This is a genomic window from Bacillus sp. sid0103 (assembly GCF_019219025.1).
In genome coordinates, this window is sequence record NZ_JAHUWN010000004.1 from 140358 (window position 1) to 164202 (window position 23845).

The 23845-nt window shown below is 38.6% G+C and carries 25 protein-coding genes; 4 read left to right on the forward strand and 21 right to left on the reverse strand.

Features of this window, described 5'->3' with window-relative positions; all coding sequences use genetic code 11:
- Nucleotides 1–239 precede the first annotated feature (239 nt).
- Entirely contained in the window at nucleotides 240–707 is a 468-nt protein-coding gene (locus tag KW850_RS06290; protein WP_218346720.1) for a phage tail protein, read from the reverse strand.
- Between the two features lie 22 nt (nucleotides 708–729).
- Nucleotides 730–1209 carry a GyrI-like domain-containing protein gene (locus KW850_RS06295; protein ID WP_218346721.1) on the reverse strand — a complete coding sequence of 160 codons (480 nt, stop codon included), beginning with the start codon at nucleotides 1207–1209 and terminating at the stop codon, nucleotides 730–732.
- A 109-nt stretch (nucleotides 1210–1318) separates the two neighbouring features.
- Here KW850_RS06295 and KW850_RS06300 point away from each other — a divergent pair, with 109 nt between their 5' ends.
- On the forward strand, nucleotides 1319–2278 hold the full coding sequence (locus KW850_RS06300) for a helix-turn-helix transcriptional regulator (RefSeq protein ID WP_218346722.1): 960 nt from the start codon (nucleotides 1319–1321) through the stop codon (nucleotides 2276–2278).
- 332 nt (nucleotides 2279–2610) lie between these two features.
- On the opposite strand, the gene KW850_RS06305 is transcribed toward KW850_RS06300, so the two are convergent.
- The 5 genes from KW850_RS06305 to KW850_RS06325 form a co-directional block, all read right to left on the reverse strand.
- Entirely contained in the window at nucleotides 2611–3714 is a 1104-nt protein-coding gene (locus tag KW850_RS06305) for a Ger(x)C family spore germination protein (protein WP_218346723.1), read from the reverse strand.
- A complete protein-coding gene (locus KW850_RS06310) occupies nucleotides 3711–4811 on the reverse strand; it encodes a GerAB/ArcD/ProY family transporter (RefSeq protein WP_218346724.1) in 1101 nt (366 codons plus the stop codon). The genes KW850_RS06305 and KW850_RS06310 overlap by 4 nt, the downstream gene beginning before the upstream one ends.
- A 4-nt stretch (nucleotides 4812–4815) precedes the next feature.
- Nucleotides 4816–6363 carry a spore germination protein gene (locus tag KW850_RS06315; protein WP_218346725.1) on the reverse strand — a complete coding sequence of 516 codons (1548 nt, stop codon included), beginning with the start codon at nucleotides 6361–6363 and terminating at the stop codon, nucleotides 4816–4818.
- Between the two features lie 197 nt (nucleotides 6364–6560).
- Nucleotides 6561–6776: a helix-hairpin-helix domain-containing protein gene (locus KW850_RS06320; protein ID WP_218346726.1), complete on the reverse strand. Its 216-nt coding sequence runs from the start codon at nucleotides 6774–6776 to the stop codon at nucleotides 6561–6563.
- Between the two features lie 97 nt (nucleotides 6777–6873).
- Nucleotides 6874–7044, reverse strand: a complete 171-nt coding sequence (locus tag KW850_RS06325; RefSeq protein WP_218346727.1) for a hypothetical protein — start codon at nucleotides 7042–7044, stop codon at nucleotides 6874–6876.
- Nucleotides 7045–7225: 181 nt separating this feature from the next.
- Between KW850_RS06325 and KW850_RS06330 the strand changes: the two genes are divergently transcribed.
- A complete protein-coding gene (locus KW850_RS06330) occupies nucleotides 7226–7597 on the forward strand; it encodes a VOC family protein (RefSeq protein WP_218346728.1) in 372 nt (123 codons plus the stop codon).
- A gap of 24 nt (nucleotides 7598–7621) precedes the next feature.
- Nucleotides 7622–8020, forward strand: a complete 399-nt coding sequence (locus KW850_RS06335; RefSeq protein WP_218346729.1) for a nuclear transport factor 2 family protein — start codon at nucleotides 7622–7624, stop codon at nucleotides 8018–8020.
- Between the two features lie 271 nt (nucleotides 8021–8291).
- Here KW850_RS06335 and KW850_RS06340 read toward each other — a convergent pair whose 3' ends face one another.
- The 5 genes from KW850_RS06340 to KW850_RS06360 form a co-directional block, all read right to left on the reverse strand.
- Nucleotides 8292–8624 carry an IDEAL domain-containing protein gene (locus KW850_RS06340; RefSeq protein WP_218346730.1) on the reverse strand — a complete coding sequence of 111 codons (333 nt, stop codon included), beginning with the start codon at nucleotides 8622–8624 and terminating at the stop codon, nucleotides 8292–8294.
- Between the two features lie 112 nt (nucleotides 8625–8736).
- A complete protein-coding gene (locus KW850_RS06345; RefSeq protein ID WP_218346731.1) occupies nucleotides 8737–9150 on the reverse strand; it encodes an RrF2 family transcriptional regulator in 414 nt (137 codons plus the stop codon).
- Between the two features lie 157 nt (nucleotides 9151–9307).
- The gene (locus tag KW850_RS06350) at nucleotides 9308–9442 is read right to left on the reverse strand and encodes a BA3454 family stress response protein (protein ID WP_218346732.1); all 135 of its coding nucleotides are present in this window, start codon (nucleotides 9440–9442) and stop codon (nucleotides 9308–9310) included.
- A 71-nt stretch (nucleotides 9443–9513) separates the two neighbouring features.
- Complete coding sequence (gene spxA, locus KW850_RS06355; RefSeq protein WP_218346733.1) at nucleotides 9514–9909, reverse strand: transcriptional regulator SpxA; 396 nt, start codon at nucleotides 9907–9909, stop codon at nucleotides 9514–9516.
- A 581-nt stretch (nucleotides 9910–10490) separates the two neighbouring features.
- Nucleotides 10491–11333 carry an aldo/keto reductase gene (locus KW850_RS06360; protein WP_218346734.1) on the reverse strand — a complete coding sequence of 281 codons (843 nt, stop codon included), beginning with the start codon at nucleotides 11331–11333 and terminating at the stop codon, nucleotides 10491–10493.
- Between the two features lie 300 nt (nucleotides 11334–11633).
- Here KW850_RS06360 and KW850_RS06365 point away from each other — a divergent pair, with 300 nt between their 5' ends.
- A complete protein-coding gene (locus KW850_RS06365; protein ID WP_218346735.1) occupies nucleotides 11634–12701 on the forward strand; it encodes a sulfite oxidase in 1068 nt (355 codons plus the stop codon).
- 721 nt (nucleotides 12702–13422) lie between these two features.
- Here the strand turns inward: KW850_RS06365 and rpmG are convergent.
- The 9 genes from rpmG to KW850_RS06410 form a co-directional block, all read right to left on the reverse strand.
- Entirely contained in the window at nucleotides 13423–13572 is a 150-nt protein-coding gene (rpmG, locus tag KW850_RS06370) for a 50S ribosomal protein L33 (RefSeq protein WP_088090954.1), read from the reverse strand.
- A 26-nt stretch (nucleotides 13573–13598) separates the two neighbouring features.
- Nucleotides 13599–14783 carry a GTP-binding protein gene (locus KW850_RS06375; protein WP_218346736.1) on the reverse strand — a complete coding sequence of 395 codons (1185 nt, stop codon included), beginning with the start codon at nucleotides 14781–14783 and terminating at the stop codon, nucleotides 13599–13601.
- Between the two features lie 148 nt (nucleotides 14784–14931).
- Nucleotides 14932–15936: a CobW family GTP-binding protein gene (locus KW850_RS06380; protein WP_218346737.1), complete on the reverse strand. Its 1005-nt coding sequence runs from the start codon at nucleotides 15934–15936 to the stop codon at nucleotides 14932–14934.
- An 873-nt stretch (nucleotides 15937–16809) separates the two neighbouring features.
- Nucleotides 16810–17160, reverse strand: a complete 351-nt coding sequence (locus tag KW850_RS06385) for a DUF1980 domain-containing protein (RefSeq protein ID WP_218346738.1) — start codon at nucleotides 17158–17160, stop codon at nucleotides 16810–16812.
- Nucleotides 17161–17163: 3 nt separating this feature from the next.
- The gene (locus KW850_RS06390) at nucleotides 17164–18177 is read right to left on the reverse strand and encodes a permease (protein ID WP_218346739.1); all 1014 of its coding nucleotides are present in this window, start codon (nucleotides 18175–18177) and stop codon (nucleotides 17164–17166) included.
- 497 nt (nucleotides 18178–18674) lie between these two features.
- Nucleotides 18675–19505: a DUF427 domain-containing protein gene (locus KW850_RS06395; protein WP_218346740.1), complete on the reverse strand. Its 831-nt coding sequence runs from the start codon at nucleotides 19503–19505 to the stop codon at nucleotides 18675–18677.
- Complete coding sequence (locus KW850_RS06400) at nucleotides 19492–21078, reverse strand: HAL/PAL/TAL family ammonia-lyase (RefSeq protein WP_218346741.1); 1587 nt, start codon at nucleotides 21076–21078, stop codon at nucleotides 19492–19494. Before KW850_RS06400 ends, KW850_RS06395 begins: the two co-directional genes overlap by 14 nt.
- Nucleotides 21071–22177: a thiohydantoin desulfurase gene (locus tag KW850_RS06405; protein ID WP_218346742.1), complete on the reverse strand. Its 1107-nt coding sequence runs from the start codon at nucleotides 22175–22177 to the stop codon at nucleotides 21071–21073. Before KW850_RS06405 ends, KW850_RS06400 begins: the two co-directional genes overlap by 8 nt.
- The gene (locus tag KW850_RS06410; RefSeq protein WP_218346743.1) at nucleotides 22170–23840 is read right to left on the reverse strand and encodes a thiourocanate hydratase; all 1671 of its coding nucleotides are present in this window, start codon (nucleotides 23838–23840) and stop codon (nucleotides 22170–22172) included. Before KW850_RS06410 ends, KW850_RS06405 begins: the two co-directional genes overlap by 8 nt.
- Nucleotides 23841–23845: the final 5 nt, after the last annotated feature.

A 23845-nucleotide genomic window follows, 5' to 3' on the forward strand; every position in this document is an offset into this window, starting at 1 on the left:
TGTTTTGAAAAAGATTGATCAAAACACGCTCTTAATATATTCAATTGAATTATATTATTTTTAAAAAGTTCGATCTTTTCTGAAGTTTCCAAGGAAAATGTCCTCATCCATTGGGTTTTCTAGCGAGTGAAAGCTATTTTTTACCTAGAGAGAAAATAGCTTTCACTAATTTAAATGAAGAAAAAGAATGACCAAATACAAAAAATGGCTGGATTCCTCCACTTGCGCTTATGCTTACTTTAATATTCACCTTTAATTACAAAATACGAGCCCCGAATGGTTCCAGCTAGTTTAGACTTCTGCCTAGCAAACTTAAACTTCCCTTCTAACTCCTTTGGTACCTCCATCCCCTCAGAAAGCTTAAAACCAACAGCTCGCTTCGGCTTAGGGACATCAACCGTATACATGACATTGACCTCAAGACCATCCTCATAAAAAACGTAGGCCATTTTGATATTTTCCACTTGAAAACGTGACGTTTCTAAAGGTTTGGCCGCAAACTCAATATCACGTTCCTCCTTCAAAATTCGATTCACATAATCAAGTGTCTCCTGGCTTTCACTAGCTGGTACAACCGTAAATTCATGCTTGTATTTGTTCATAAAATAACGGGCTTCATTAGCACGTAAACCAGCAAGCGCTTCTACTACAGGTGAAGACTCTAAACCAACCGTAGACACGTTTTTAAAATCAACGCTATAGGACATTTCCGTCCCTCCCTTTATCTCTTTATTTCCTAACAACAGGAATCCACATTTCACCAAAAACTAAGCAGTTTCGCTGGCCCATCTCAACCGTTGTATTGGGCCCACCAACATAGGCAAAATTCTTTGCTTCTGGCAAGACTTGACCAAAGGCAATGCCAGCTAGCTTATTGTGCAATTCATCAGCCGTCTCCCCTTCCCCTTTAACAACTAGGTATTCCCCCTTAGGAAATTGGATCACTCTGTCTCCATCTGGTGCCGACTCCTCTGTCATGACGCCAGCATAATGCATCATCTTGTTATTCACCGCTTCGTTCACGGCAAAAACGTAGTCATTTGTGGCTTTGGCTTTTAAAGTGGCAAGCCTTCCATCTTGGCTGACGGCCTGCCAAAAGTCTGACTTTTCCTTGCTTAAGCCAGCAAAGTCTGTGTAATGGCTCTTAAGCTCCGTTCCAATACCTAAAACGGTAAAGTTGTCTTTTTCTTCCAGATTATATTCTGCCATATTTAAAACCATCCTCTTTTTTTAAATTTCAAATGACTTGTTTTCTTCACTTGATGGGTATATCATAGCCTTAAATCATGTCAAAAAATGATACTGTTTAGGAGTCCCGATGAAAAAAGTTGAACGGATTAATATCATTATGCGTTATATCAACAACCGCTCCCACTTTACAATTTCTGAAATCATGCGAGAATTTAACATCTCTCGTTCGACAGCTATTAGAGATATCAGAGAAATTGAGGCCATGGGGATGCCACTTGTCGCTGAAGTTGGAAAGGATGGGGGTTATTTTGTCATGCACAACTCTGTCCTGCCCGATGTTCGCTTTACCGATAATGAGGTCAAAGCTCTTTTTATTGCCTTTATGGCCACAAGAAATCAACAACTCCCCTATCTAAAGAGTCGTCAGTCTTTAGCTGAAAAATTACTAGGCCTCATCTCAGAAAACCAGCAAGATGACCTTGTTCTTTTAAATCAAATCTTGCTTTTTGAAGGGACCAATCCCTATAATCCCGATCTGCTTGATCTTTCAGACCTGCCCCATCCCATGTTAGAAAAACTCATTCAAATCCTTCTATTGGATCGCTATTTATTGATTTCCATCGAAGAAAAGGTAATCAAGTCTTATCCAATTTATCTCTTGCATCTCTATCGTGAAAAAAGCCTTTGGCTGATTGAAGGCTTTGACTTAAAGGAAGAAAAGAAGAAGATTTTTCCTGTCGACCATCTCACCAATGTCAAACCCTACCCGACGAAAAAAAGATTAAGTAAGAAAAAGATTTTAGAAAAACTAAGTAAGCAGGAAGAAGTAATCAACCTTGTCCTTGAACTTGGTCCAAAAGCGATTGCCCAGTTCAAAAAATACCATCCTTTAAAAGTTTCAATTTCCTATACGAATCCTTACCAAACCACAGCCATTCTAAAGACTTTTATCAATGTTAATAAGCCTGAAGAATTGATCGAAATAACAAATTGGCTACTTTTCCTAGGTGAGGATATCAAGGTCAGGGAAGTGCCAGACGAAGTCTTAGAAGGTTTACAAGAGAGACTATGCTTATACTGCCCATAAGCAGTGGCCAGTTAAAACCCCTATAATTTTGAGCTTGTCCAGTGAAGAGAATTTGGGTTCTATTATGAAACCAGAATTTGCCGGAACTGATGCACAAAAAGTAAAACAAGAAATTCAAAAAGATGTAAAATAAATATCTCTAGTTACATAATCCCAGGCTAATTCCCATTCCATTGGAATTTTTAATCTTTTGTGCTTGGAATTAGAAAATCTATTTTCCTTTGTTCTATTAGTTGAAAACGAGTAAGATGCACCATAAACAAAAAGCTATCCTTTATGTAATCATTCACAAAAAGAATAGCCTTTTTTAAATAGAACATCATTGGCCCGTGTTACTTCATCGTTCCCATCCCGCCAATGGTTACATGTACCTTGACGTTTACATCAGCCTTCGAAAAGGCTTTCCCCCATTGATTTTGGACTTTTTTCCACTCTGGATACGTATAGGCTCTTGCATAAATCCCAAATCCAAACGGGTCAATGGTGGCGGTTTGCGTTCTCTTGATTAAGCGCTCGAAATCGGCTTGCAGTTTCGTTTCTATACTCTTTTGCAGTTTCGCTGTGTCCTTCCTTACATTGAATGGAAAAAGCCGTTCTGTAATGGCAATTCTCATTTTTACGTCTGTGTCAAAAATAAAATGACCGTCATACTTTACCTTTGTTTTTACCTTGACGTTCGGCGTACTAAAGCTGATCCAATGTTTATCCTGTCCATTCGATTTCAAAGGGATTGAAATGGTAAATGGAAAATCACCTTTTGTTTTATGCTGCAGGATGCGTAATAATTTGTTTTCATGCGGTGTGATGCTTAACTTATATCTGTTCTGTTCATCCAGCAGAGCCGTGCCGGTCAACATGATTTTGTGGTCTTTTTTCATTTCGGTGATGCTTGCTGTCATCCCTTTTTCCGTCGTTTGCTCATGAAATTCTTGAATGGTGGTTTTTACAGCGACATTTCTTCTGAAGGCTGTATCAACTAAATTAGTTAAATATAATGGGAGACGAGGCTTGTCTTTTGGCCTGAAAAAAATCACGTCCGAAACAGGCCCATCTACGGCGACAACGCGTGTGGTTACCGTATTTTTGGGATCCCGATAAAAGGGATCAATATAATCAATCCAATTTTTTCGTTTTAACAGCTTTTTCCCGACTAAGATTAATTGCGTTTTGCTTCCCGATGTTAAAGCCATTACGGTCGTATCAAACAGTTCCCTGGAATCTCGAATAGTAACAGCCTTCACTTCGACTTTCTCTTCTTTTACCTTTGCTTCTTTGTTAAACACCGGACTTGACATAAACACCACTAAATGGTCATCCTCATCCAAGTCTAAACCAAGTATTAGTGACAGAGTGACATCTTCAACATACATTTGGTCCACGCATCCGGTCATCATCATAGCCACAAGCGATAGGCAAAGCAATGTCTTCCTTTTCAATGGCTTACCCTCCGGCGGAACTTTTCATATATCCAGCTATAAACCCATAAAAAGGGAGGAGCTGCAAATGCCAATAGCAGCCCTCCTTTCGTAAGCATTTTCTGCCATTTCTCCGATTCCATCCAAGTTGGCTCGAGCCAAAATATCAATCCGATAATGATCAATAATAAAATAAAAACGTGACGACTGTGATCCTGTTTTCCAAGCAATTGACTAGAGCAAAAGGTAGCAATGTATACGCAAGGTATCCAGGCTGTCGAAACAACAATCAGATAAACAGCCAATATAACCATGTCAAAACGCTCCAAAAAACGAAATTCAATTAGTTTAAGTAAATTCAGTACGGGCTGGTTAAATTCGACAATCCCATCGGGGCTAAAATAGACAAAGCAGACAATCGTTACAAAAACATAAAACAACATCGTCATGGTGTTAGCAATCGTGATTCCGAGAACCGCATGCTCCTTTTTTTGTAAAAAGGGGTACATAAAGAACGCTACTTCAAATCCTAAAAAGGAAAAAACAGTGGTCGGCACAGCCGATATGACTGGTTTCCACCCTTCTTTAAGCAATGGAAGAAGGTGCAGCCAATTTCCATCCCTTAGCGGTATCAAGAAAAACAGAGGAAGCCACATCACCATGTAAAAAGATAGTTCGGAATATCTGCCTATAACGCGCAGCCCGTTGCGGGCTACAAAAAAAGTGGGAATCGAAAATAAAAGTAAAATGATGTAATCTGGGGTTTTAGGCAGGAACCATCCCTTGATATATAGACAGCCGTTCACAAGAATGATCCAAGCGTAAAAAGCAAAGTACACCATGTAAACGATGACGGCTGCTTTCCCCACTATTTTTCCGAATAATCGGATAAGAATTTCGACAAGGGTGTCATCTGGGTATCTTTCGGCCGTTTTAACTAAAAAAATACTGGCAACAACGGAGAAAAACCATCCAATCAGAATAGCGATCCAACCGTCCGTTCCAGCTTTTTCCGCAAGTATACGCGGGAGAGCTAGAACACCCGTCGCCACCTGCGCCCCATTAATCAAAAAGATATACTGCATGAGAGTGATTTCATTATAGGCATATTTTTTCATCGTTTCACCTTTTAGTGCGATTTCGACCTTGTCGAATAGTTGGAATAGCCCCGGTGCCTTTGGGGCGGCTTTTCATTGCCCATAAAGGAAAGCGCAGAAACGCATCCTTCATATCAGCAAATCGGAATGGAGCTAGAGGAGTTCCATAGGGTGTGCCTAATGATTCAAGACTAACCAGGTGGCCAACTATGGTCATCCATCCTACCACAATCCCTACAACTCCAAACATGGCAGCAGATAACATCATTGGAAATCTTAATAGTCTAATGGACGAACTCATATCATAATTTGGGATGTTATAAGAAGCGATGGCTGTAACGGCAACGACGATGATCATAATGTTGCTGACAATTCCCACCTGAACAGCCGCCTGCCCAATGATAATACCGCCCACAATGCCAATGGTCTGACCGATCGGAGTCGGCAGCCTTAGTGCCGCCTCCCTCATCAATTCCAGAATCATTTCCATAACCACCGCTTCCAGCACGGGTGGGAACGGAACTTGTATCCTTGATTCTGCAATCGAAAGTAAAAGCTCCATCGGGATAACTTCAAAATTATAGGAAATAAACGCAACATAAGTAGCGGGCAAAAATAAGGCAATTATAAAGGCTAAAAAACGCATTACCCGGATAAAGGAAGAAACTAACCAACGGGAACCGTAATCATCCACAGCCTGAAAAAAGGAGATAAAGTTTGTCGGAGCAATCAATACGCTCGGAGAACGATCTATAATAATCACAAATCTCCCCTGAAGAATTTGGGATGCAGCTGTATCAGGTCTTTCAGTCAACATAATTTGCGGAAAGGGTGAATAAGGATTGTCTTCAATGAACTCGATAAGTTCGCCGGTATTAATGATAGCGTCAACTGTAATATTTTGAATCCGTGTTTCCAGTTCTCTTAGCACGTCTTCAGAAGCAACATCTCTCAAATATAAAAGGGAAACCTTTGTTTTCCCTCGAATACCGACGGTCATCTCTTTCAAGATTAATTCCTGATGGGGAATATACCTGCGGATTAGGGCAATATTTTGAATCCCTGTTTCCACAAATCCTTGATTAGCACCTTTTAGAGATAGTTCATTTTGAGGATTATTAAGCTGTCTTTGCGGCCACCCTTTTGTATCTAATTGATACCCGGTGATTTGCCCGTTTAACAATAAAACGCTATCTCCTCCTAGAATCGCATTTTCGATCTGCCCCCACGTATGGACCATTTCGATCTTTCCTATTGTGATTGGCAGTTCCTTATTAGGATCGAAGGAGCTATGCATCAATGGCTTTAGAACATAATTATGGATCGCCTCTTTATCCGTCAATCCGGGCAAGTACACCAAAGCGGCCTCCGTTTTACTCGCTCCGATGGGAAAGCGACGAATCACTAAATCCGGTGCTTGAGAAAATAGCAGTTGGAGATTCTCTGCATTTTGGGATAAATCAGAGTCCAGGACATCATCTTCCATATTTTTTTTCTGAAGATTAGAATTATTGCTTGTTTGATGGAACCGAGAAGACCGCTTTCCTCTTAAAAACTTCAGAAAATAAGACATCCACTCCTTCCCTTTCTGCATTTGCTTTAAATTATGTTTATAGTATGCATGGTCTAAGGAAAAATATTCTAATTCTTCCTTTGATTCATTATTCAAGAACAACAGTGAGCATATGAAGTTCATTTTACAATAAACCAGAAGAGATTCTACTATAAAAAAAGCTCTAGACTCTTTAAAAAACAGAGTTCAGAGCTTGTTTATTTTCTAGCAAAAGATAATTGTTTCTCTTTAAGTGCTTCATTCAGTATTCTCACCGCTTTCGGTCCAACACCATGTAACTTCAAAATTTCTGATTCAGTTACCTTTGTCAATTGATCAAGTTTATAGTAGCCAGCATTGGTAAGAGCTCTTGTAGCCGGCTTACCAATATTGGGGAAATCATTTTCTAGTGGCTCTTTTTTGATATTGTCCATTTTTTTCTCCTTTCATTATTGAAGAACTTAGTCTTTAATTCTTTTACTTTTTTTCTCAGTATTAAACCTATAATTAAGAGCTCCTAAAGTAATCATATTAATGATGTTCCAGGAATTTAATGGCTGAACGAATAGACCTAACAAGACTTGGTCCAATTAATTCTGCGATATCCAAAAAGACATCAAGAATCTCCCACCCTATGGATTCCTTTCCTTCTTCTTTTCTCTTGTCTCTTCGGGCTTTCCTTTTCTCTTTAAATGTATTCACCATACTCCTCTCCCATCTCGTATCTATATTTTTAACATTGATAAACGTTTATTTTTGCACATTTTATTTTTTGTTTGGCATGTGAAATAAACCCACCTCTTCTTTAATAATATGGTAAATGTTGTGAATTTCATAGTACTCATTTATAGTAAAAATAGATACGTTAAAAGGAGGAGTATATATGAACCTAGGAGCTTTTTCTGTGAGTTTAAATGTAAAAGACGTTCATCTTTCCAAGTCATTCTACGAAAAAATGGGTTTTCAAGCTTTTGGTGGGGACATTAGTCAAAATTGGCTTATTATGAAGAATGAAAATTGTATTATTGGGCTATTCCAAGGAATGTTTGAAAAGAACATTCTGACCTTTAATCCTGGATGGAATGAAAATGCCGAAAACCTCGAATCGTTTACGGACATTCGAGACATTCAAAAACAACTAAAGGCTGAAGAAATAAAAATGCTGACTGAAGCAGACGAAACAACAGAGGGACCAGCGCATTTTATCATTGAAGATCCAGACGGGAATCAAATTCTTGTTGATCAGCATCGATGAAAAAAAAGAAAAAGGAGGATTAGAATGAACACGGAACAACCATTGACATCGAACCACTCTTTCAAAGAGAAGGCAGTGTCCTTTCTACAGCTTGTCGCATCAGGGAAAGTTCGCGAAGCATACCAGACTTTCATAAGTCCTGACTTTCGTCACCACAACCCTTATTTCCGTGGCGATGCAGAATCACTCATGCTCGCAATGGAAGAGAATGCAGCTATAAACCCCAACAAAATCTTGGAGGTCAAACTTGCGATTCAAGAGAATGATAAGGTTGCTGTTTACTCGCATGTAAGGCAGCATCCAGAGGATCTTGGAGGAGCTGTGGTACATATCTTCCGTTTCCAAGATAACCAAATCGTTGAATTGTGGGATATAGGACAACCCATACCAGAGGATTCCCAAAATGAGAACGGCATGTTCTAACGTACTAAAATGGATGTGCTGCTAAATCACGTTTATCCTATTTGTTAGTTGTTTGTTTTCAAATTTAGTGTAACAAATTAGGAGATTACATGGATTAGTTCTCCTTGAAAATATGTAAAACCCTGAGGCAAATACTTATGTAAAAAGGTGCATTAATCCGTTTCTGGATTAATGCACCTTTTTGTTCCGCTATTTGGACTAACCCGTTCCAATAAATATTGGATATACCTTTTATCAAAATTCAACACAAATGGAAGTCAATGTGTAAGTTTTAATGTACTCCATTAACAAGCTGCTTCATTGCGTTTAACTCCGAAGAAAGTGCCAAAAACCATTCCTTATCCCCTGTTGATAAAGCCAAGTCTAGGAGAAATTCAATTTGTGTCTTGTTGGTTACATTAGAAACAGGCAGCTTTTTAACCCGTTTACTTAAAATTGGTATTGTTTTGCCAATCATATGATTATTGTCACTTGTAACAACGGTTACCTTTACTACTCCTTCTAGACTAGACAGTGAATCAATATAACCAATTATTAATTCGCCATCCCGTGATTCAGCCTTAATCCAATCACCTGTTTTTAAAATCGTACTATTTGAGAACATTGTCTTTTCACCCTCTTATTTTTTTCGTTTAATCCTGGGATAAGCTAGCTATATTTGATCTGTAATTTTTTTTATTACATTTTAGTTAAATAAGTCTGCAGCCAGATATCGGTCACCGCCGAGTATTAACAAGATCAACCACCTCTTTGATCGTATACTCCTTTAAATATTCTCCAAGATGTTCTTCCGCTCCAAATAAAATGCTGCATAGAACTCTTTGCATATTCGCCCCTACAATACACTTTTCATTTGATTCAGGACACTTGGGCTGCAGGGCACCTTCTGAGGTTATCTTATAGAGATCCCAAAGATTCACTTCACTTAGATCTTGCGCAAAAATAAATCCGCCGCCCGTTCCCTCTTTTGATTTAATAAATCCACGTTTTTTTAACAAACTTAGCACTTTTCGAATGCGTACCGGATGGACGCCGGCACTTTCCGAAATGGTCTCGCTAGTTGACATGCGGTCCGGCTGTAGCGCAAGAAAAGATAAACTATGAATGGCAAGGGTAAAATCACTATTCATGTGCTTGCCTCCTAAGCAATAAAACTTCTCACTAGTTTTACTATTACATGTATTTTCTTCATCTTTCTTAAAATTAATAACGTACTGTAATACTAAGCATTACAGATTAGGTAGCCAAGCATTTAACTTATCTAAGTCCGTTGATATGTCGATTTATTTAAATATCCCATTGTTTTTTGACTTGTTCTTCTGCGATCCGTTTAATTTTTTCCCATGTCATATCTTTTTCCGCAATAACATTGGTTTGGTAATTTCGATCTTTATAATTCACTGTCACGAAAACTTCAATCATTTCATATTCCTCCTTTTAAAAACATTTATATAAGAGTTATAGTTTTAACTGTTTAGACTAACATTTTGCCCTTAATTGGCCTCTTTCTGCAATTCGTTGTACAAATAGGTTCGAATCCTACGGGGCAGAAAACTACGAATTTCGTCCTCGTTATATCCTACTTGTAATCTTTTTTCATCCATGATAATTGGCCGGCGCACCATTTTGGGATGCTCCATAATTAATTTATATAATTCATTTAGCGGAAGAGATTCAATATCTACGTTTAAATCTTGGAACGCCTTTGAATTTGTTGAAATAATTTCGCTCGTTCCCTCTTCTGTCATGCGAAGAATCGATTTAATTTCATCGACTGTAAGGGGATGAGATAAAATGTTTCTTTCCATATAGTCAATTTGATGTTCCTCAAGCCAAGCTTTTGCTTTTCGGCAAGACCCACAGCTTGGTGTCGTATACAAAGTTACCATACCTTTACACACTCCTTGCGTATATTTTGGCCAACACGTTAAATTGTAACGAAAAATATTACAGTTCTCATACTGTAAATTTAATCGTTACAGTTCATTTTGTCAATTGACAAGTATTGGATTGAATATCATATGTATGTAAGAGACATTTTGACACACCCCACATCATATCATCTAATCTTTAAAATTTGCTCCTCTTTAGGTGCAAGGATATGATCACAATCCATTTCGATTCATTATCATCCTAACAATTCCTAATACGTTTTCTTCAACCGAACTGATCCCTTCATGCTCAATAAGGTGTCTGCTGCTTTTAACTATTATGTTCTCACGGAAACGTAATAATATTCATTATTTACAATCCTCCTACACCATATGGAAAATATTGTTAATTTCAACGTTCAATAAATAGTTAAATTGCAACCTAATCGTTGAATGGTGGGATATCGGACAACCTCTACCAGAGGAGTCCCCTAATGAGAATTGCATGTTTTAACTTACAAAAAGAGATTCAACAAGAACACCAAACAACCTCCCTTTTTTAACGGGGAGGTTGTTAAATGGATACGTTCATTACTTGTTTAAAATTCTTCGTATACAGCTGGGTCTTGATTATTGATCCTTCCATCAGGGCGACTAAATCCTGAAATAAGGCTCATTTCTGTTTCATCTAAGGTGAAGTCAAAGATTGAGATATTTTCAAGTTGTCTTGTAGGAGAAGAAGATTTCGGAATCGAAATGGCCCCCAGTTGATAATGCCAACGTAGAATTATTTGTGAAATTGTTTTATTATGCTGGTTGGCAATCATTTGAAGCGTGTCATTATGTAAAATATCATTGGCGCGAGCTAATGGGCTCCACGACTCGATCTTAATCTCATGTTCTTCATGCCAATTTCTTTGATCCGCTTGATTGAAGTAAGGATGTAATTCAATTTGGTTCACACTAGGCTTAACACCCGTTTCCTTTTCTAGACGCTCCATGTGTTCAGGCAAGAAATTACACACACCAATTGAACGAATTAGCCCTTTCTTTTTTGCGGCAATTAATGCTTGCCATGCTTCCACATATTGGTCTTGTTTTGGGTTCGGCCAATGTATTAAATATAAATCATAATAATCTAGATGGGCGCGATATAAGGATTCTTCAATCGTCGTTACTGCTTTATGATACGATTGATAACGACCCGGCAATTTGGAAGCAATTCTTAACTCTTCTCTAGGAACTGAATTGCGTCTAACTGCTTCACCTACCGTTCCTTCATTTTCATAATTATAAGCAGAATCTATTAGTCGATAACCGATATCCATAGCACTTTGGATAGAATTAACCCCTTCATTTCCTTTTAGCTTATATGTACCCAGCCCGATAACTGGCAAAGTTAACCCATCATTAAGAGTCACCTCTGGAATGGCTTTACTCATTATCTAATCCCTCCTCTCAGTAATAACTTAAGATTAGCATAATTTTGAATCATTTTCATGAAGTGAAGTCTACACCCAAAAAGCACTTACCTCGGAACTTGATTCTCCTGGTAAGTGCTTGTTTCTCATTCATTAAACGTAACCTCAAAAAACGCCTTGCTTATCTATTCAATTGATTCCAACTCACTGGGGAATAAATGGTCTTTATTCCATTCACTAGAAAAACATAAAAACTTTGAATGAGAATTCATAAACAACATAATCATGAAGGAGCAACTCCATTTTAAAGGAGGTAGTTATATGCAAAATTCTCATCTACACCAAGTTAGCCCCAATCTGATTACCAAGAAACTAGTTCCTGAAAATCAGGAAACACCCATACATTTTTATCATTTCGATATTGTAAATGAAAAACTCTTTTATAGAAGAAACCATTTTCCTTACCCCAAATTTGCATCCTCCTTCTATTTTCTTCCTATCGAGGGATTAGTGCACACCCCAAAAGTCTTTTCTTTACAGGAAATTTACTCACTACCATCAAAAACGATAAAACTTGTATTAGAATGTGCAGGTAATAAGCGAGAGTTCTTTAAACCAAAAGTGTTTGGAGAGCAATGGGGTAAAGGTGCGATCAGTCAAGGGATTTGGAAAGGTGTATCTTTAAGTTCCATATTGAATTATACAGGATTGCTTGATACTGCCAAAGAAATTGTTTTTGAGGGTTATGATTATGGAGAAAGACCTGAATCTAAACAACTATTCCATTTTTCAAGGAGTTTACCCATTGAAAAAGCCCTTGATCCAGATACCATTATTGCTTATGAATATAACAATCACCCTATCCCCTTCAAGCACGGATACCCGCTGAGATTAATCGTCCCTGGATGGTACGCCATGGCATCGGTAAAATGGATAAAAAAAATGATTGTGATTGATAACCAATTTAAAGGTCCATTTCAATCTATCGATTACGTTTACTATTCGAACAAAGAAAACGATAAAATAAATGCTCCTGTTACTACGATCAATGTTAACTCAACCATACAACAGCCACTAAATATGCAACTAATGCCTACAGGGATATATGAAATTTATGGGATCGCATGGACAGGAAAAGGCCAAATAACCAATGTGGAAATTAGTTTGGATGAAGGTCAAACATGGAATACATGCCAATTGACTTCATCATCCGAGAAATATGCTTGGGTTCGGTGGAAATATAAATGGGATGCTCTTAAAAAAGGAGAATATATCATAAAATCAAAAGCAACTGATTCTCTAGGCAATATTCAACCATTGGATCCAATGTGGAACAGGAAGGGATATGGTTATAACGCTATAGATAGTATAAAAGTAAAAATAGAGTAACCCGGAAAAGTACAAATACGCAAGTAGATGAGTATCCCCATAGCTAAAGCTAGGGGTTTCGAGAGAATAGGCTTTAAAGCCGCATTGTCTTTACGAGGGCTACCACAGCTCCGCTACTACATCAGTCCGAGGCCTTCAGCTCTGCCTTTCTTTTCTTCATGATAATTATTTTTCGTTGGGATTGAAGGAACTGTTTTCTTTCCAGTCCTTCGAAGACATCCTTGGTTTGTTTACGGACAATATTCAAAGCACTATTCACATCCGCATGGATCAAAATCTTAGAACCTTTGATTTTGTAAAATAAAGCGTTCTATCCATGAACATCAAGGTCACTGGGATGAATGTAAGCCAGTTAGCTGCGGCTGTAATCACGAAAGTGATTGCGGGCATGAAATGGTTCCTCATGGAGATCACATGGATTACCTTGTAAATGACCGCCTTCATCATATACTGATGGTCATTGTGATGATCATGATCCGGTAGAGATTTTTCAATCAATTTAATGCTAGCTAATTCATAGCTTCATTAAGTGAGAGCTCCTCTAAAATAATAAGGAGCTCTTACGTTATATTTCTGTCATATTCTTATCAATCTTCTCTGGCAACAGTTATTGTAACCAGGGAATACACAGTCATTTACAATACAGAACGTCATTCGTTATTTTAATTTTTATAATCAAAAGAAATAACATCTCATAATCCCTTTGACAGTTCTTGAGTAATTATTTTGTTTCTCGGTGTAACGTACGTCTTTTTAAACGTGGTGAATATTTCATCAATTCAATACGGTCTGGGTTATTTCGCTTATTTTTGGTGGTAATGTAATTGCGGTCTCCTGTTTCTGTACATGCTAACGTGATTTTTACTCTCATTTTTATATCCTCCTTGTGGGTATTTATTACGCGGTAACTGTAAAGGATGGAAGCGGATCATGGAATAAATCCCAGTCCATTTTCATTTCTTCATCGGTCAATAAACATCGATCTAAAGAAGCCTCGATTTCATCGCGGTTCATATCAACCCCTATTAGAACAAGTTCTGTCAACCGATCACCAAATTCTTCATCCCAATTCTCCAATAGCTCTGGTTCTTCCATAAGGATTTGCTTTCTTTCGTGTTCAGGGTAAGCCGCAAGCCATTCGCCAGCTCCCTGAAGCATAATCGAGGGTCCTGCTTGTGATAACAGACCTGTCATATCATTTCGGGTAGGCAGCCAAAAGAATCCTTTTGCTCGAACGACTTCCACTGGCCAATCGTCTAACCATTGCATCCATCTTTCAGGATGAAATGGTCTCCTCCTGCGATAGACGAAGGATGAAATGCCATATTCCTCTGTTTCTGGAGTATGCTCTTCCGTTAATTCCTTGATCCAGCCTGCCCCTTGACTTGCCTCTTCAAAATCAAATAATTTTGTATCCAATATTTCATTTAAGTCTACTTGTGAGTGATCACTTTCAATTATTATTGCATCTGGATTCAGCTTTTGCAGGACTGCTTTTAGCTCAAGTACACTCTTTTTACCCACTAAATCGATTTTATTTAAGACCAGCACATTCGCAAATTCAATTTGGTCGATTAATAAGTCGACCACTTCACGCGTATCCGACTCATCTGTCCCCTGTTTCCGATCTAGCAGGCTTTCCCCGGAAGCAAAATCATGCCAGAAACGATTCGCATCGACAACAGTCACCATGGCATCGAGCCTGCAAAACGCAGATAAATCAATTCCTAAATTTTCATCAACGTAGGTAAACGTTTGGGCTACGGGTATCGGCTCACTAATGCCGGTTGATTCAATGACAATGTAATCAATATCCCCTAAAACAGCAAGCTTCTCCACTTCTTTTATTAAATCTTCCCTCAGCGTGCAGCAAATGCAACCATTCTGCATTTCCACCAGTTTTTCTTCTGTACGTGAAAATCCTCCTTGTTTTACTAAAGACGCATCAATATTAATTTCACTCATATCATTAACAATCACAGCAACCTTTTTATCTTCACGGTTTGCTAAAATGTGATTTAATAATGTTGTTTTTCCTGCCCCTAGATACCCACTTAATACGGTTACCGGTATTTTCTTCACTTTTCCTTCTCCTTTATAAATCTGAATGATTACGATTTAGTTGATAGACCTGTACATCTGATTTTAATAGTAATCCCTCCCCCCACTACCTTTGCAGGACAATCTGTTAACAAAGAGTCGGTCTTTATTTTACTTAGTCCACACATAGTTAGGATAAGGTAAATTGGGTAGTGTAAGAGTTTTGAATAGTCGTAATATCTATATCTTTCCCAATTAAGACAATACAAGGATCTGCTTCAAGTTTTTGCGGAAAATCACCTATATGCACTTGATTAGAACTATACTGAAATGGATACAAACCCGGTTTATCTTTCAGGAATATGTATCCTTTTCCACGCATAACCCCTTCTGGTAATGATTTCAGCCATTTTTTTAGTTGTCTTCTAGTTACAGAAGGAACATCTTGAATCGTTATGGTTTTAATGCTCGCATGCTGTACATGATCATGATGGTGTGCATGGTCATGATTACAAGTAGAATGACGAGGATCATCACAACTACCTGTTTGGTGTTTATGTGAAACGACGGTTGTGTCTGACCGTTTTTGTAGTAATTCGCCGATATCAATGTTTCCATAGGAAGTCTTCATTACTTGTGTATTGTTATCTAGCAACTTAATGAGTTTAGCATCTATTTTTTGTAATTGTTTTTCATTCACCAGATCCACTTTATTTAGAACGACAGTTGTAGCTCCCTTAATTTGATTTTTAAGCAAGTCACGAACTGTTTTCGAAGTAAAAATATCTTGATTTTCTAAGTAAGAACTTGCATCAATCATACTAATGACGGATTGAATATCAAAATAGTGCACAAAAGGAGGACTAGCCATTACTTCTACGATTTCTAACGGATTCGCAACACCTGTCCCTTCAACGAATAATGCATCAATAGATTTTTCAGTGTGTGTTTCTAAAAGTGATGTTAATGTTGCTTTTAAATCGTCTTGAATTGAACAACAGATACATCCATCTAATAACTCAAATACATTCTCGTCCTCAAACAAGTAACTTTCTACATTTACACTGCCTAGCTCATTTAATAGAATGGCAGCTTTTTTTTGTTGAGATTTGCAATACTTTAATAAATGTAGCAGCAATGTTGTTTTTCCGCTTCCCAAAAATCCTGAAATAATATAAGTGGGTATTTTTTTCATCGTAATCCTCCTCGTCTACATATACTTTCAGTAAAACGTAAAGATTTCATCTTATATTACAACAGATATGCACCGCTCTCCATATAATGCATAATGACGGCATTTATAAAAATTATGTTTAAAAAGGGAATAAATCCAAAATTTCTAAAACAATTTGTTCCTAGAAAACTCCAACCTTTTATGTAATCCGTCACTATAAACTACTAACAATCCGTGCCGCTGCTTGGCGTGCCACAGAGATATTGCGAACAATCGTCCATTTATACATACACCTCACCTCTTTAAAATCGTAATCATTACGATTTGAACTTGAATAATTGATAATTTACCACTTTTTTATTCAATGAGCAAGTTCATTTCGTTAAAAATATTTAAAATATTTGTTCCTTGTTGCTGTATACAGTTAGCCTTTCAGTATTTTGTTTCTTTGCATCATGCACTACATATGTTGTTTTCAGGGTGAGGACCGTCAATGGAAAGAGAATGAAACAAGATTAAGTGAACTTGTTTTTATTGGAATAAACAAGAATTAGTACAGCAATTTATTCATTGTATGGCGCAAATTAACAGAACTCTTCATCATGACATGACAAATCAGCTATTTCTTATTTAAATGACTTAATGCCTTTGAGATGTGGCCTTAGGGCCTAGAAACCACAAAAAAGTTTTTATCACAATGCTGAAGATGCATCACCGGTATTATTTGTTTGTCATTAACCATTTCCGAGATTAGGTCAATAGAAAAAGAAAACTCAGTTTAGAAATGAATGCCCATCTCTAATTATGAACAAAAAAGCTGATTCCTTGGAATCAGCTTTTTTGTTATTTAATAATGCTGTTCCTCTCTGCTCATTAGGAGAAATATTACTCATGCTATTTGAAAGGTACATGAACGGTATCAATAAAATCATTTAGGACAAGAGATAGTATGATCACAAAAATGAAAAAAGAAGATTTCATGATGATTATGAACAATGAAGAAGATGGATCACAAACTTCACAATCGCAGTCCGCTCCATTTAAATCACTATTTAAAAGACGGAAAAAACCGATTATAAAAAGACTTACCATAGCAAACAACAAAAAAGGAATCATCTTGGGTTCCAGTATTATCAAGATTTTTTTTGATACATATAGCTTAAAAATCACTAAACTAAAACCAATTAAAAGAATTCCCTGTAGTTCGTTGTTGAATTGCCAAATAGGAACCTGCTTTTCTTTCATTTTTTAACCTCCATTTATTAGGTGGCCAGCCAGCAATGAGAGGCCAAATACTGTTATAGTTATGACAAGAAAATAGAGCAGTACAAAGCGAACTTTGAACGAAGATAACATAACAAATACATTCTTTAAATCCAAAATTGGACCATAAACTAAAAATCCTAATATTGCACCTGGAAGAAATACATGTCCTATAGAAGCCGCAACAAATGCATCCGCTTCTGAACAAAGTGACAGAATAAAGGCAAACGCCATCATCATAATCGTTGAGTTTACAGGTTCTTTTGCCGTTTCAATAAGCATGGATTGCTGAACATACACTTGAGCAATACTTGCAAGAAATGCACCGATTATAAATACCTTACCCACAGCAAAAAATTCCTGGCAAGTATGATGCAATACCCCCTTTAACTTTGAAGCCCCTCTGTTTTGATTTAATGGCCTCTGCAGAGTCAAATCTTCCGTATTAAATTTCAGAATATTTGTTTTGTTGAAACTAACATAAATTACTGTTCCTGCAATAAGAGCTGTCATTACGCACAAAATAAATCGCCCGTAAAAAATTTCAGGCTGCCGTTGAAAGGCATAAAACGTAGAACCGAATACCACAAAATTCAAAATCGGTGCACCAATCAGAAGTACGGTACCGGCATGCACTGGCATACCCTTTTGAATCAACCTTCTGACCACCGGGATGATTGCGCATTCACACACAGGAAGGATGGCAGCTCCCATTAACGCAGTAATCATTGCCGGAATAGGCCTTTTGGGGATAAATCTCTGTATGATTTCTTCGGTTATAAATATTTGAATAACCGATGCCATTAATGCACCAATAACTATAAAAGGAAGTGCTTCAAGTAAAATGCCAAGAAAAACAACAAATACAGTCCTCCATTCACCCTGAAAAATGACACCTATGATTTGAAGGGATTCATTATTTCCAAAGAAAAAAAGATACACAATAAACAAAAATAGACCGTATAGGAATATGTCCTTTATAGGAGATGAAATTGTCATATATAGCTCCTTTAAACCGAAATAATTACGATTTAATTTTATGCTTGTCTACTTTGTTACATTCCTGTTTTTCTTTTTTAAGCCATACACAAAAGGCTTTCACCTTATCATAACTTTTTGTACTTACATAGCCGCATTTATTCCAAGGCAAAACGTGGTGTTGTGTTTTTGCTTCCTGCTCCACCGCCCCTTAAGAAAGTAATATCTCTGTATTCTCCCCTATTCAATTCTACAATCGCGTCAGATTGATTCGGAAACTCCCTTACAGGCAAGGGTGTTTATAAGCTTTGGTTAGCCTTATAGCTGTAGCAGCATCGTTCCTTTTAGATTACGGATTCAGCGACTTCATAACAGAATTACATTAATCCAATAAATCAAGTATGATATTGCAATTTAGGTGTGAAGTTTGAGAAATGATTCCATAATAAAAACTGTAGATAATTGCCATCTACAGTTTTTTTCTCAATACATGATTCAAGATTCGTTTATAAAGCCATTTAGTTCAATGAACTTTCCACCACTTTTTTATAAGGCAGTCGATCTTTTGAGTTTAATGACCATTCTTCTCCGTCAATCAATACGGTATCCACTGCTTCATTATAAAAGCTTAGCAATCCTTTTATTTCATGCACCTCTGGAAGTGGTTCAATATAACTCCAGACAACATCCTTATATTTCTTTCCATTAATGGAAACCGACCAATAACTTGCAAATCCCTTATATGGACACTGAGTCTGTGTTTGACTCGGAATTAATAAATCCAGCTTTATATCCTCCTTCGGCAAATAATACCTAGGTGTTAATCCTGTTTCATATAGAATCACAGGCCGCTTGCTGTCCGCAACAATTTCACCATCAATTATAATTTGGACATGCCGGGAACTTGGAATAGCATCAATTCTTGAGTACGGGTCCCTCGCATGAACAAATACTTCTTCCTCTTCTTCGTACCATGCGTCTGCCTTATTCCAAACAAAAGATACAAGACCACTAATTACGGAGCTTTTCTCTGGAGGATTTGGAAAACTCCAAGCAGCGTTCTCAATCACATTATCGCCTGCTTTTATATGCCAATAAATAGCCTCTCCCTTGTTTGGGTCAACCGTTCGTTTATCTGATTTTATTAGTTGCTCGTTCCGAATATCTGCTAAGGGAAAATAATAGACTGGCAGTTTTCCCGTTTCCGTCACGTTAACGACACGTTTACTGTCAGCAATGAATTCACTCCCAAATTTCACTCGAATCCATTTTGGACTCTTTTCAGCTCTGATTTGCCATCCTTCTTGATTGCCATCTCTCAATGACCATTGGGGGTCATGATGTACCATTAGCCTCACTCCCATTATTTCGTTTTAATTTTTCTAGGAATTTCCCGTTTTTAAAGAGCGTGTAAATTTTCTCAATATCGACCGTTAAATTTCGGTCCTCTGAATAAAATGAAACCACTGAACGAATCGCCTGATAGGCTGCTTTTGTGCCCTTTCCTAACTGTATGGAACCGCGAAGATCGATGGCTTGAGCTGCATGAATGGCTTCAATTCCTAAGATAGTAAAGAGTTTATCCAAGATGTCTCTTGTTTTTGAAACAACAAATGGTGCATTGGTTCCATGATCCTCTATATCCCCTGCAAGTGAAAAGTAATCGGCTGAAGCGGGATTTGATAAATGACGAATCTCCGCATCCAAGGCCGTAATAGTTTTCTGCAAGGTACAGAATCCGATCGACTCCTGTTCATTGGGTGTTAAGAAACGTGAAAGACCAGTAAAAGAAGGATTTCCTAATTTAATCGTCCGGTAACAAGAACTTTTTGAAATATGGTGTAAAGCATTTCCAGCCATTTCAAAACCAAGAACCCACGAGAGAGGATCAAAATTGGCACAAGAAACAATTCGCTTTTCCTCTACGAGCACACATGGATTGTCATCGGAACTATTTATATGTAGTTCCAGCTGCTCTTTACAATAATGGTAAGCATCCCGAGCCGCACCATGAATTTGGCAAGCATCTCGAAAACTAAGCGGATCTTGCAGCGATTCTTTATTATAGCTGGTCCACAAGTCGCTGCCTGCAAGTATCTTTCTGATATTTTTTAGACTCCCTAATTGTCCTGGAAAGGGCCGTACTCGATGTACCGCCTCATCGAGCGGGCTAATATTCCCCCGAATGGCCTCTAACGATAACGCATAAACCATATCGGCCAATTCTATCACTCTCTTAAAATCCAATAATGCGATAGCTCCTGTCCCGGCTGATAATGCATTGGAACTTACGATGGCGAGGCCATCCTTTGGTCCGAGTTTAAGCGGTGTTAACCCTTCATTTTGAATAGCTTTGGCCGCTGGCAAGCGCACTCCATTCACTTCTACCTCCCCTTCACCAATCATGGCGAGACCAATATGGGAAATAGTCGAAATGTCTGCAGCACCTACCGACCCTTTTAAGGGTAGCACCGGATGGATACCTAAGTTGAGAAAATCTACATATCTCTCGACAATCTCAGGTTGAACACCCGTGCAGCCTAACAGTAAACTGTTCAGCCTCGCAAGCATAACCGCGCGGATTTCCGCCTCTTCTGCCATTGGTTTTACACCTGCAGAATGAGAGAGAAGTAGATTACGATTATAGTGTTCAAATGAGGCTGGTCCAATGACTTTATCCTTATTCCAGCCTACCCCCCGATTAAATCCATAAATCGGGACATCCTTGCTTGCAAGTTCATAGATTAATTGCCTAGATTCACGAATTCTTTGTGTTACTTCCTCTTTAATTTCTATTTTTCTTTTTTCAAATGCTACAGAATAGAAATCTTCAATTGTAAGATGACTGCCATCCAAAGTTAATGCTTGGCTCTTATACTCTTGCGCCGTTATAACATTGTCACCAATAGCTAGATCACACATTGATTTCTTTCTTTTCTTCGAAGGCATATTTAAAGAGTTCAATGCCTAATACTTTCTCAACTTCCGGATAAACAGACGGGTCTTTCACGCTAGAGCTAAGTGGGATCTTAGATTTATCAATCGCAAATACAGCGATTTCTGCCCCTTTTTCTATATTCCCAACGCTGACAGGCTGACCTGTCTCGATGGAAAAGGTTGTAATCACATCAGGGAATGTACTATAACGTTCTCCGTTGCGATCCTCGACAGCCATATATTCATTCATTACGTGGAGAATGAAGGTATTTTCTGCTCCTTCGACCTCAATGGTACCAATATCAAAGGCGCCGGAGTAATGGACATCTTTTTTACTTACTTTTCCCTTGCCAATAATCCTTCCGCCTGTTTTTTCCGTAATGGTCTCTAATACATGTGCCGATCCAAAAGGCTCTGCCTCGATAATGGCTCTGCCTAAATCAATGGCAATAGATATACCTCCAAGGGCTGCATGTTCTTTTATATACTTAGCAGGAAGGGGATGTCTTGCAGCGGCAATAAATCCGCCAGCCATATCGGAGGCCGTACGTAAGATATTGGATGTCCTTGCTACCGTTCCTTTGACTACGAGTTCCAGATAGCTTCCAATCTCTGGTTTGCCCCCTGCCACAGCCTGTATGGTTTCGTACTCAATATTAGAAGAAAGTCCTAAGGAACCCATTTTTCCCGTAGGATGTGCTCTGATATCTCCCGTAGCATCTACCACAACCAAGCCAAGAGCAGCAGCCGGAAGCCATCCATTAATAGTACTTGACATCCCGTTTTGTGGAGTCATCACCCCGACAATTTTCCCTTCATATTTTTCGATAATCAGTTGAACCGCTTTTATATAATCTTTCCCCAACATTTGCCAATCTCTTCCTGCTGGTGCCCCTATCGCAGTACAAGTCAAAATAATCGCATCATCTGGGAGCTCATCCACTGAAACCAGCTTTGGTTTTCCAACAGCTAGTGCTGCTCCTCCGATTTCTAATCCATGATCCACCCAGCCTCCGCCTCCGCTTGCAAATACGGATCCACCTTTAACAGCTGCTAGCACATCATCTTTCGTTAATTCACGCATGAATGTTCTCCTCCTCATTTGTATTCACTCGATTAATACCCTTTTTGGAAATTTCATCTAACGATTCTTCATAACCTGCATCCGCATAACGTAAAACACCTAAACCCGTATCATTTTGAAGCAGTGTCTGAATTCGAATATCCGTCTCCTCCGAACCATCCGCCACAATTGTTACTCCTGCACTAGTCATAAAACCTGTATAACCGCCTCCTCCCGAATGAATCGCAACTAAATCCGCCATGGATGAACAATTAAGCATTGCATTTAGTAATGGCCAGTCAGAGATGGCGTCACTTCCATCCTTCATCCGTTCCGTCATGATATTAGGATGGGCCATGGCACCTGCATCCAAATGATCCCGCGAGAAAGCAATTGGTCCAGACAATTTCCCCTCTCTTACTAAACGATTCACTGCAAGTGCCAGTTTGGTTCGATCCTCATGACCTAACCATCCGATTCTGGCTGGGAGACCTTCCACTGGAATATACTGATTCGCTAGTCTAATCCAATTGGTAACAATTTCGTTGTCGCGAAATTCTTCCAATATATATTGATCAATGGTCCGAATATCTTCTACATCACCACTAAGTGCAATCCAGCGGAAGGGACCGATTGCTCTAGCAAAAAGCGGACGTAGAAAGGCTTCTGTAAAAATATCAATATCAAATGCATTTTCTACGCCGTATTGTTTTGCCTGGGTTCGAATATTATTTCCATTATCAAATACCACTGCTCCTTTTTCTTTAAAACCAAGCATGGCCTTTACTTCTTTTGCAATAGAAATCCCGGCATCTTCTTGCAGCTGTTCAGACCGGTTCTCTCTTGCTTTTGCTAATTGCGCGGTTGTGTAATTACTTGGAACGTAACCATATAAAAGGTCATGCGCGGAGGTTTGATCCGTTACTATATCAGGTATGATGTTTCTTTTTAAAAGCTCCGGATAAACCTCCGCAGCATTTCCAAGCAGGCCAACAGACAAACTTTCTTTGTTTTGAACAGCTTGTTGAATCCAGTTTAATGCTTCATCCAGATTCTCTGTTTTTCTTTCCAGATAACCTGCTGCTATTCTTCTGTCTATTCTTTCCTCGGATACTTCTACACATAGAATTGCCGCATTCGCCATTTTTCCTGCTAATGGCTGGGAACCGCCCATTCCCCCCAATCCTGCCGTTAAAATAAACCGTCCGGTTAAATCTCCACCGAAATATAGACGCGCAATGCTTTGAAAGATTTCATAGGTTCCTTGTATCACACCTTGTGAACCGATATATTGCCACGCCGCCGCTGTTAGACCGCCCCAGATAATCAACCCTTTTTCCTGGAGCTGATAGAAGTTTTCACTTGTGGCCCACTTTCCTACTAAATTACAATTGGCCATCACCACCAAGGGCGCCTGGCGATGGGTTTTGAATATCCCAATCGGTTTACCAGATTGAATCACAAGGGTTTCGTCTTCCTCTAATTCCTTTAATGTACGAACGATTGCATGATAAGAAGGCCAGTTTCTCGCCGCCTTTCCTAGTGAAGCGTACACAATCAGTTCGTTAGGGTTTTCCCCATTTTCAAGAACGTTCTCGAGCATCCGTAATAGTGCTTCCTGTCTCCATCCTTTACAGCGGAGCTCGGTTCCTCGTTTCGCTAAAATAGTTGTCACTTTTTTCACCTTAT

Coding starts and splice junctions, on each gene's coding strand:
- KW850_RS06360 (WP_218346734.1), bottom strand. CDS start 11,333: ATGAGTAAAGCCATTCCAGAGGTGACTCTTAATGATGGGTTAACTTTG.
- KW850_RS06380 (WP_218346737.1), bottom strand. CDS start 15,936: ATGAAAAAAATACCCACTTATATTATTTCAGGATTTTTGGGAAGCGGA.
- KW850_RS06300 (WP_218346722.1), top strand. CDS start 1,319: ATGAAAAAAGTTGAACGGATTAATATCATTATGCGTTATATCAACAAC.
- KW850_RS06400 (WP_218346741.1), bottom strand. CDS start 21,078: ATGTGTGATCTAGCTATTGGTGACAATGTTATAACGGCGCAAGAGTAT.
- rpmG (WP_088090954.1), bottom strand. CDS start 13,572: ATGAGAGTAAAAATCACGTTAGCATGTACAGAAACAGGAGACCGCAAT.
- KW850_RS06345 (WP_218346731.1), bottom strand. CDS start 9,150: ATGAATAGTGATTTTACCCTTGCCATTCATAGTTTATCTTTTCTTGCG.
- KW850_RS06390 (WP_218346739.1), bottom strand. CDS start 18,177: ATGACAATTTCATCTCCTATAAAGGACATATTCCTATACGGTCTATTT.
- spxA (WP_218346733.1), bottom strand. CDS start 9,909: ATGGTAACTTTGTATACGACACCAAGCTGTGGGTCTTGCCGAAAAGCA.
- KW850_RS06405 (WP_218346742.1), bottom strand. CDS start 22,177: ATGCGTGAATTAACGAAAGATGATGTGCTAGCAGCTGTTAAAGGTGGA.
- KW850_RS06330 (WP_218346728.1), top strand. CDS start 7,226: ATGAACCTAGGAGCTTTTTCTGTGAGTTTAAATGTAAAAGACGTTCAT.
- KW850_RS06310 (WP_218346724.1), bottom strand. CDS start 4,811: ATGAAAAAATATGCCTATAATGAAATCACTCTCATGCAGTATATCTTT.
- KW850_RS06295 (WP_218346721.1), bottom strand. CDS start 1,209: ATGGCAGAATATAATCTGGAAGAAAAAGACAACTTTACCGTTTTAGGT.
- KW850_RS06385 (WP_218346738.1), bottom strand. CDS start 17,160: ATGAAAGAAAAGCAGGTTCCTATTTGGCAATTCAACAACGAACTACAG.
- KW850_RS06335 (WP_218346729.1), top strand. CDS start 7,622: ATGAACACGGAACAACCATTGACATCGAACCACTCTTTCAAAGAGAAG.
- KW850_RS06315 (WP_218346725.1), bottom strand. CDS start 6,363: ATGTCTTATTTTCTGAAGTTTTTAAGAGGAAAGCGGTCTTCTCGGTTC.
- KW850_RS06365 (WP_218346735.1), top strand. CDS start 11,634: ATGCAAAATTCTCATCTACACCAAGTTAGCCCCAATCTGATTACCAAG.
- KW850_RS06350 (WP_218346732.1), bottom strand. CDS start 9,442: ATGATTGAAGTTTTCGTGACAGTGAATTATAAAGATCGAAATTACCAA.
- KW850_RS06395 (WP_218346740.1), bottom strand. CDS start 19,505: ATGGTACATCATGACCCCCAATGGTCATTGAGAGATGGCAATCAAGAA.
- KW850_RS06320 (WP_218346726.1), bottom strand. CDS start 6,776: ATGGACAATATCAAAAAAGAGCCACTAGAAAATGATTTCCCCAATATT.
- KW850_RS06290 (WP_218346720.1), bottom strand. CDS start 707: ATGTCCTATAGCGTTGATTTTAAAAACGTGTCTACGGTTGGTTTAGAG.
- KW850_RS06340 (WP_218346730.1), bottom strand. CDS start 8,624: ATGTTCTCAAATAGTACGATTTTAAAAACAGGTGATTGGATTAAGGCT.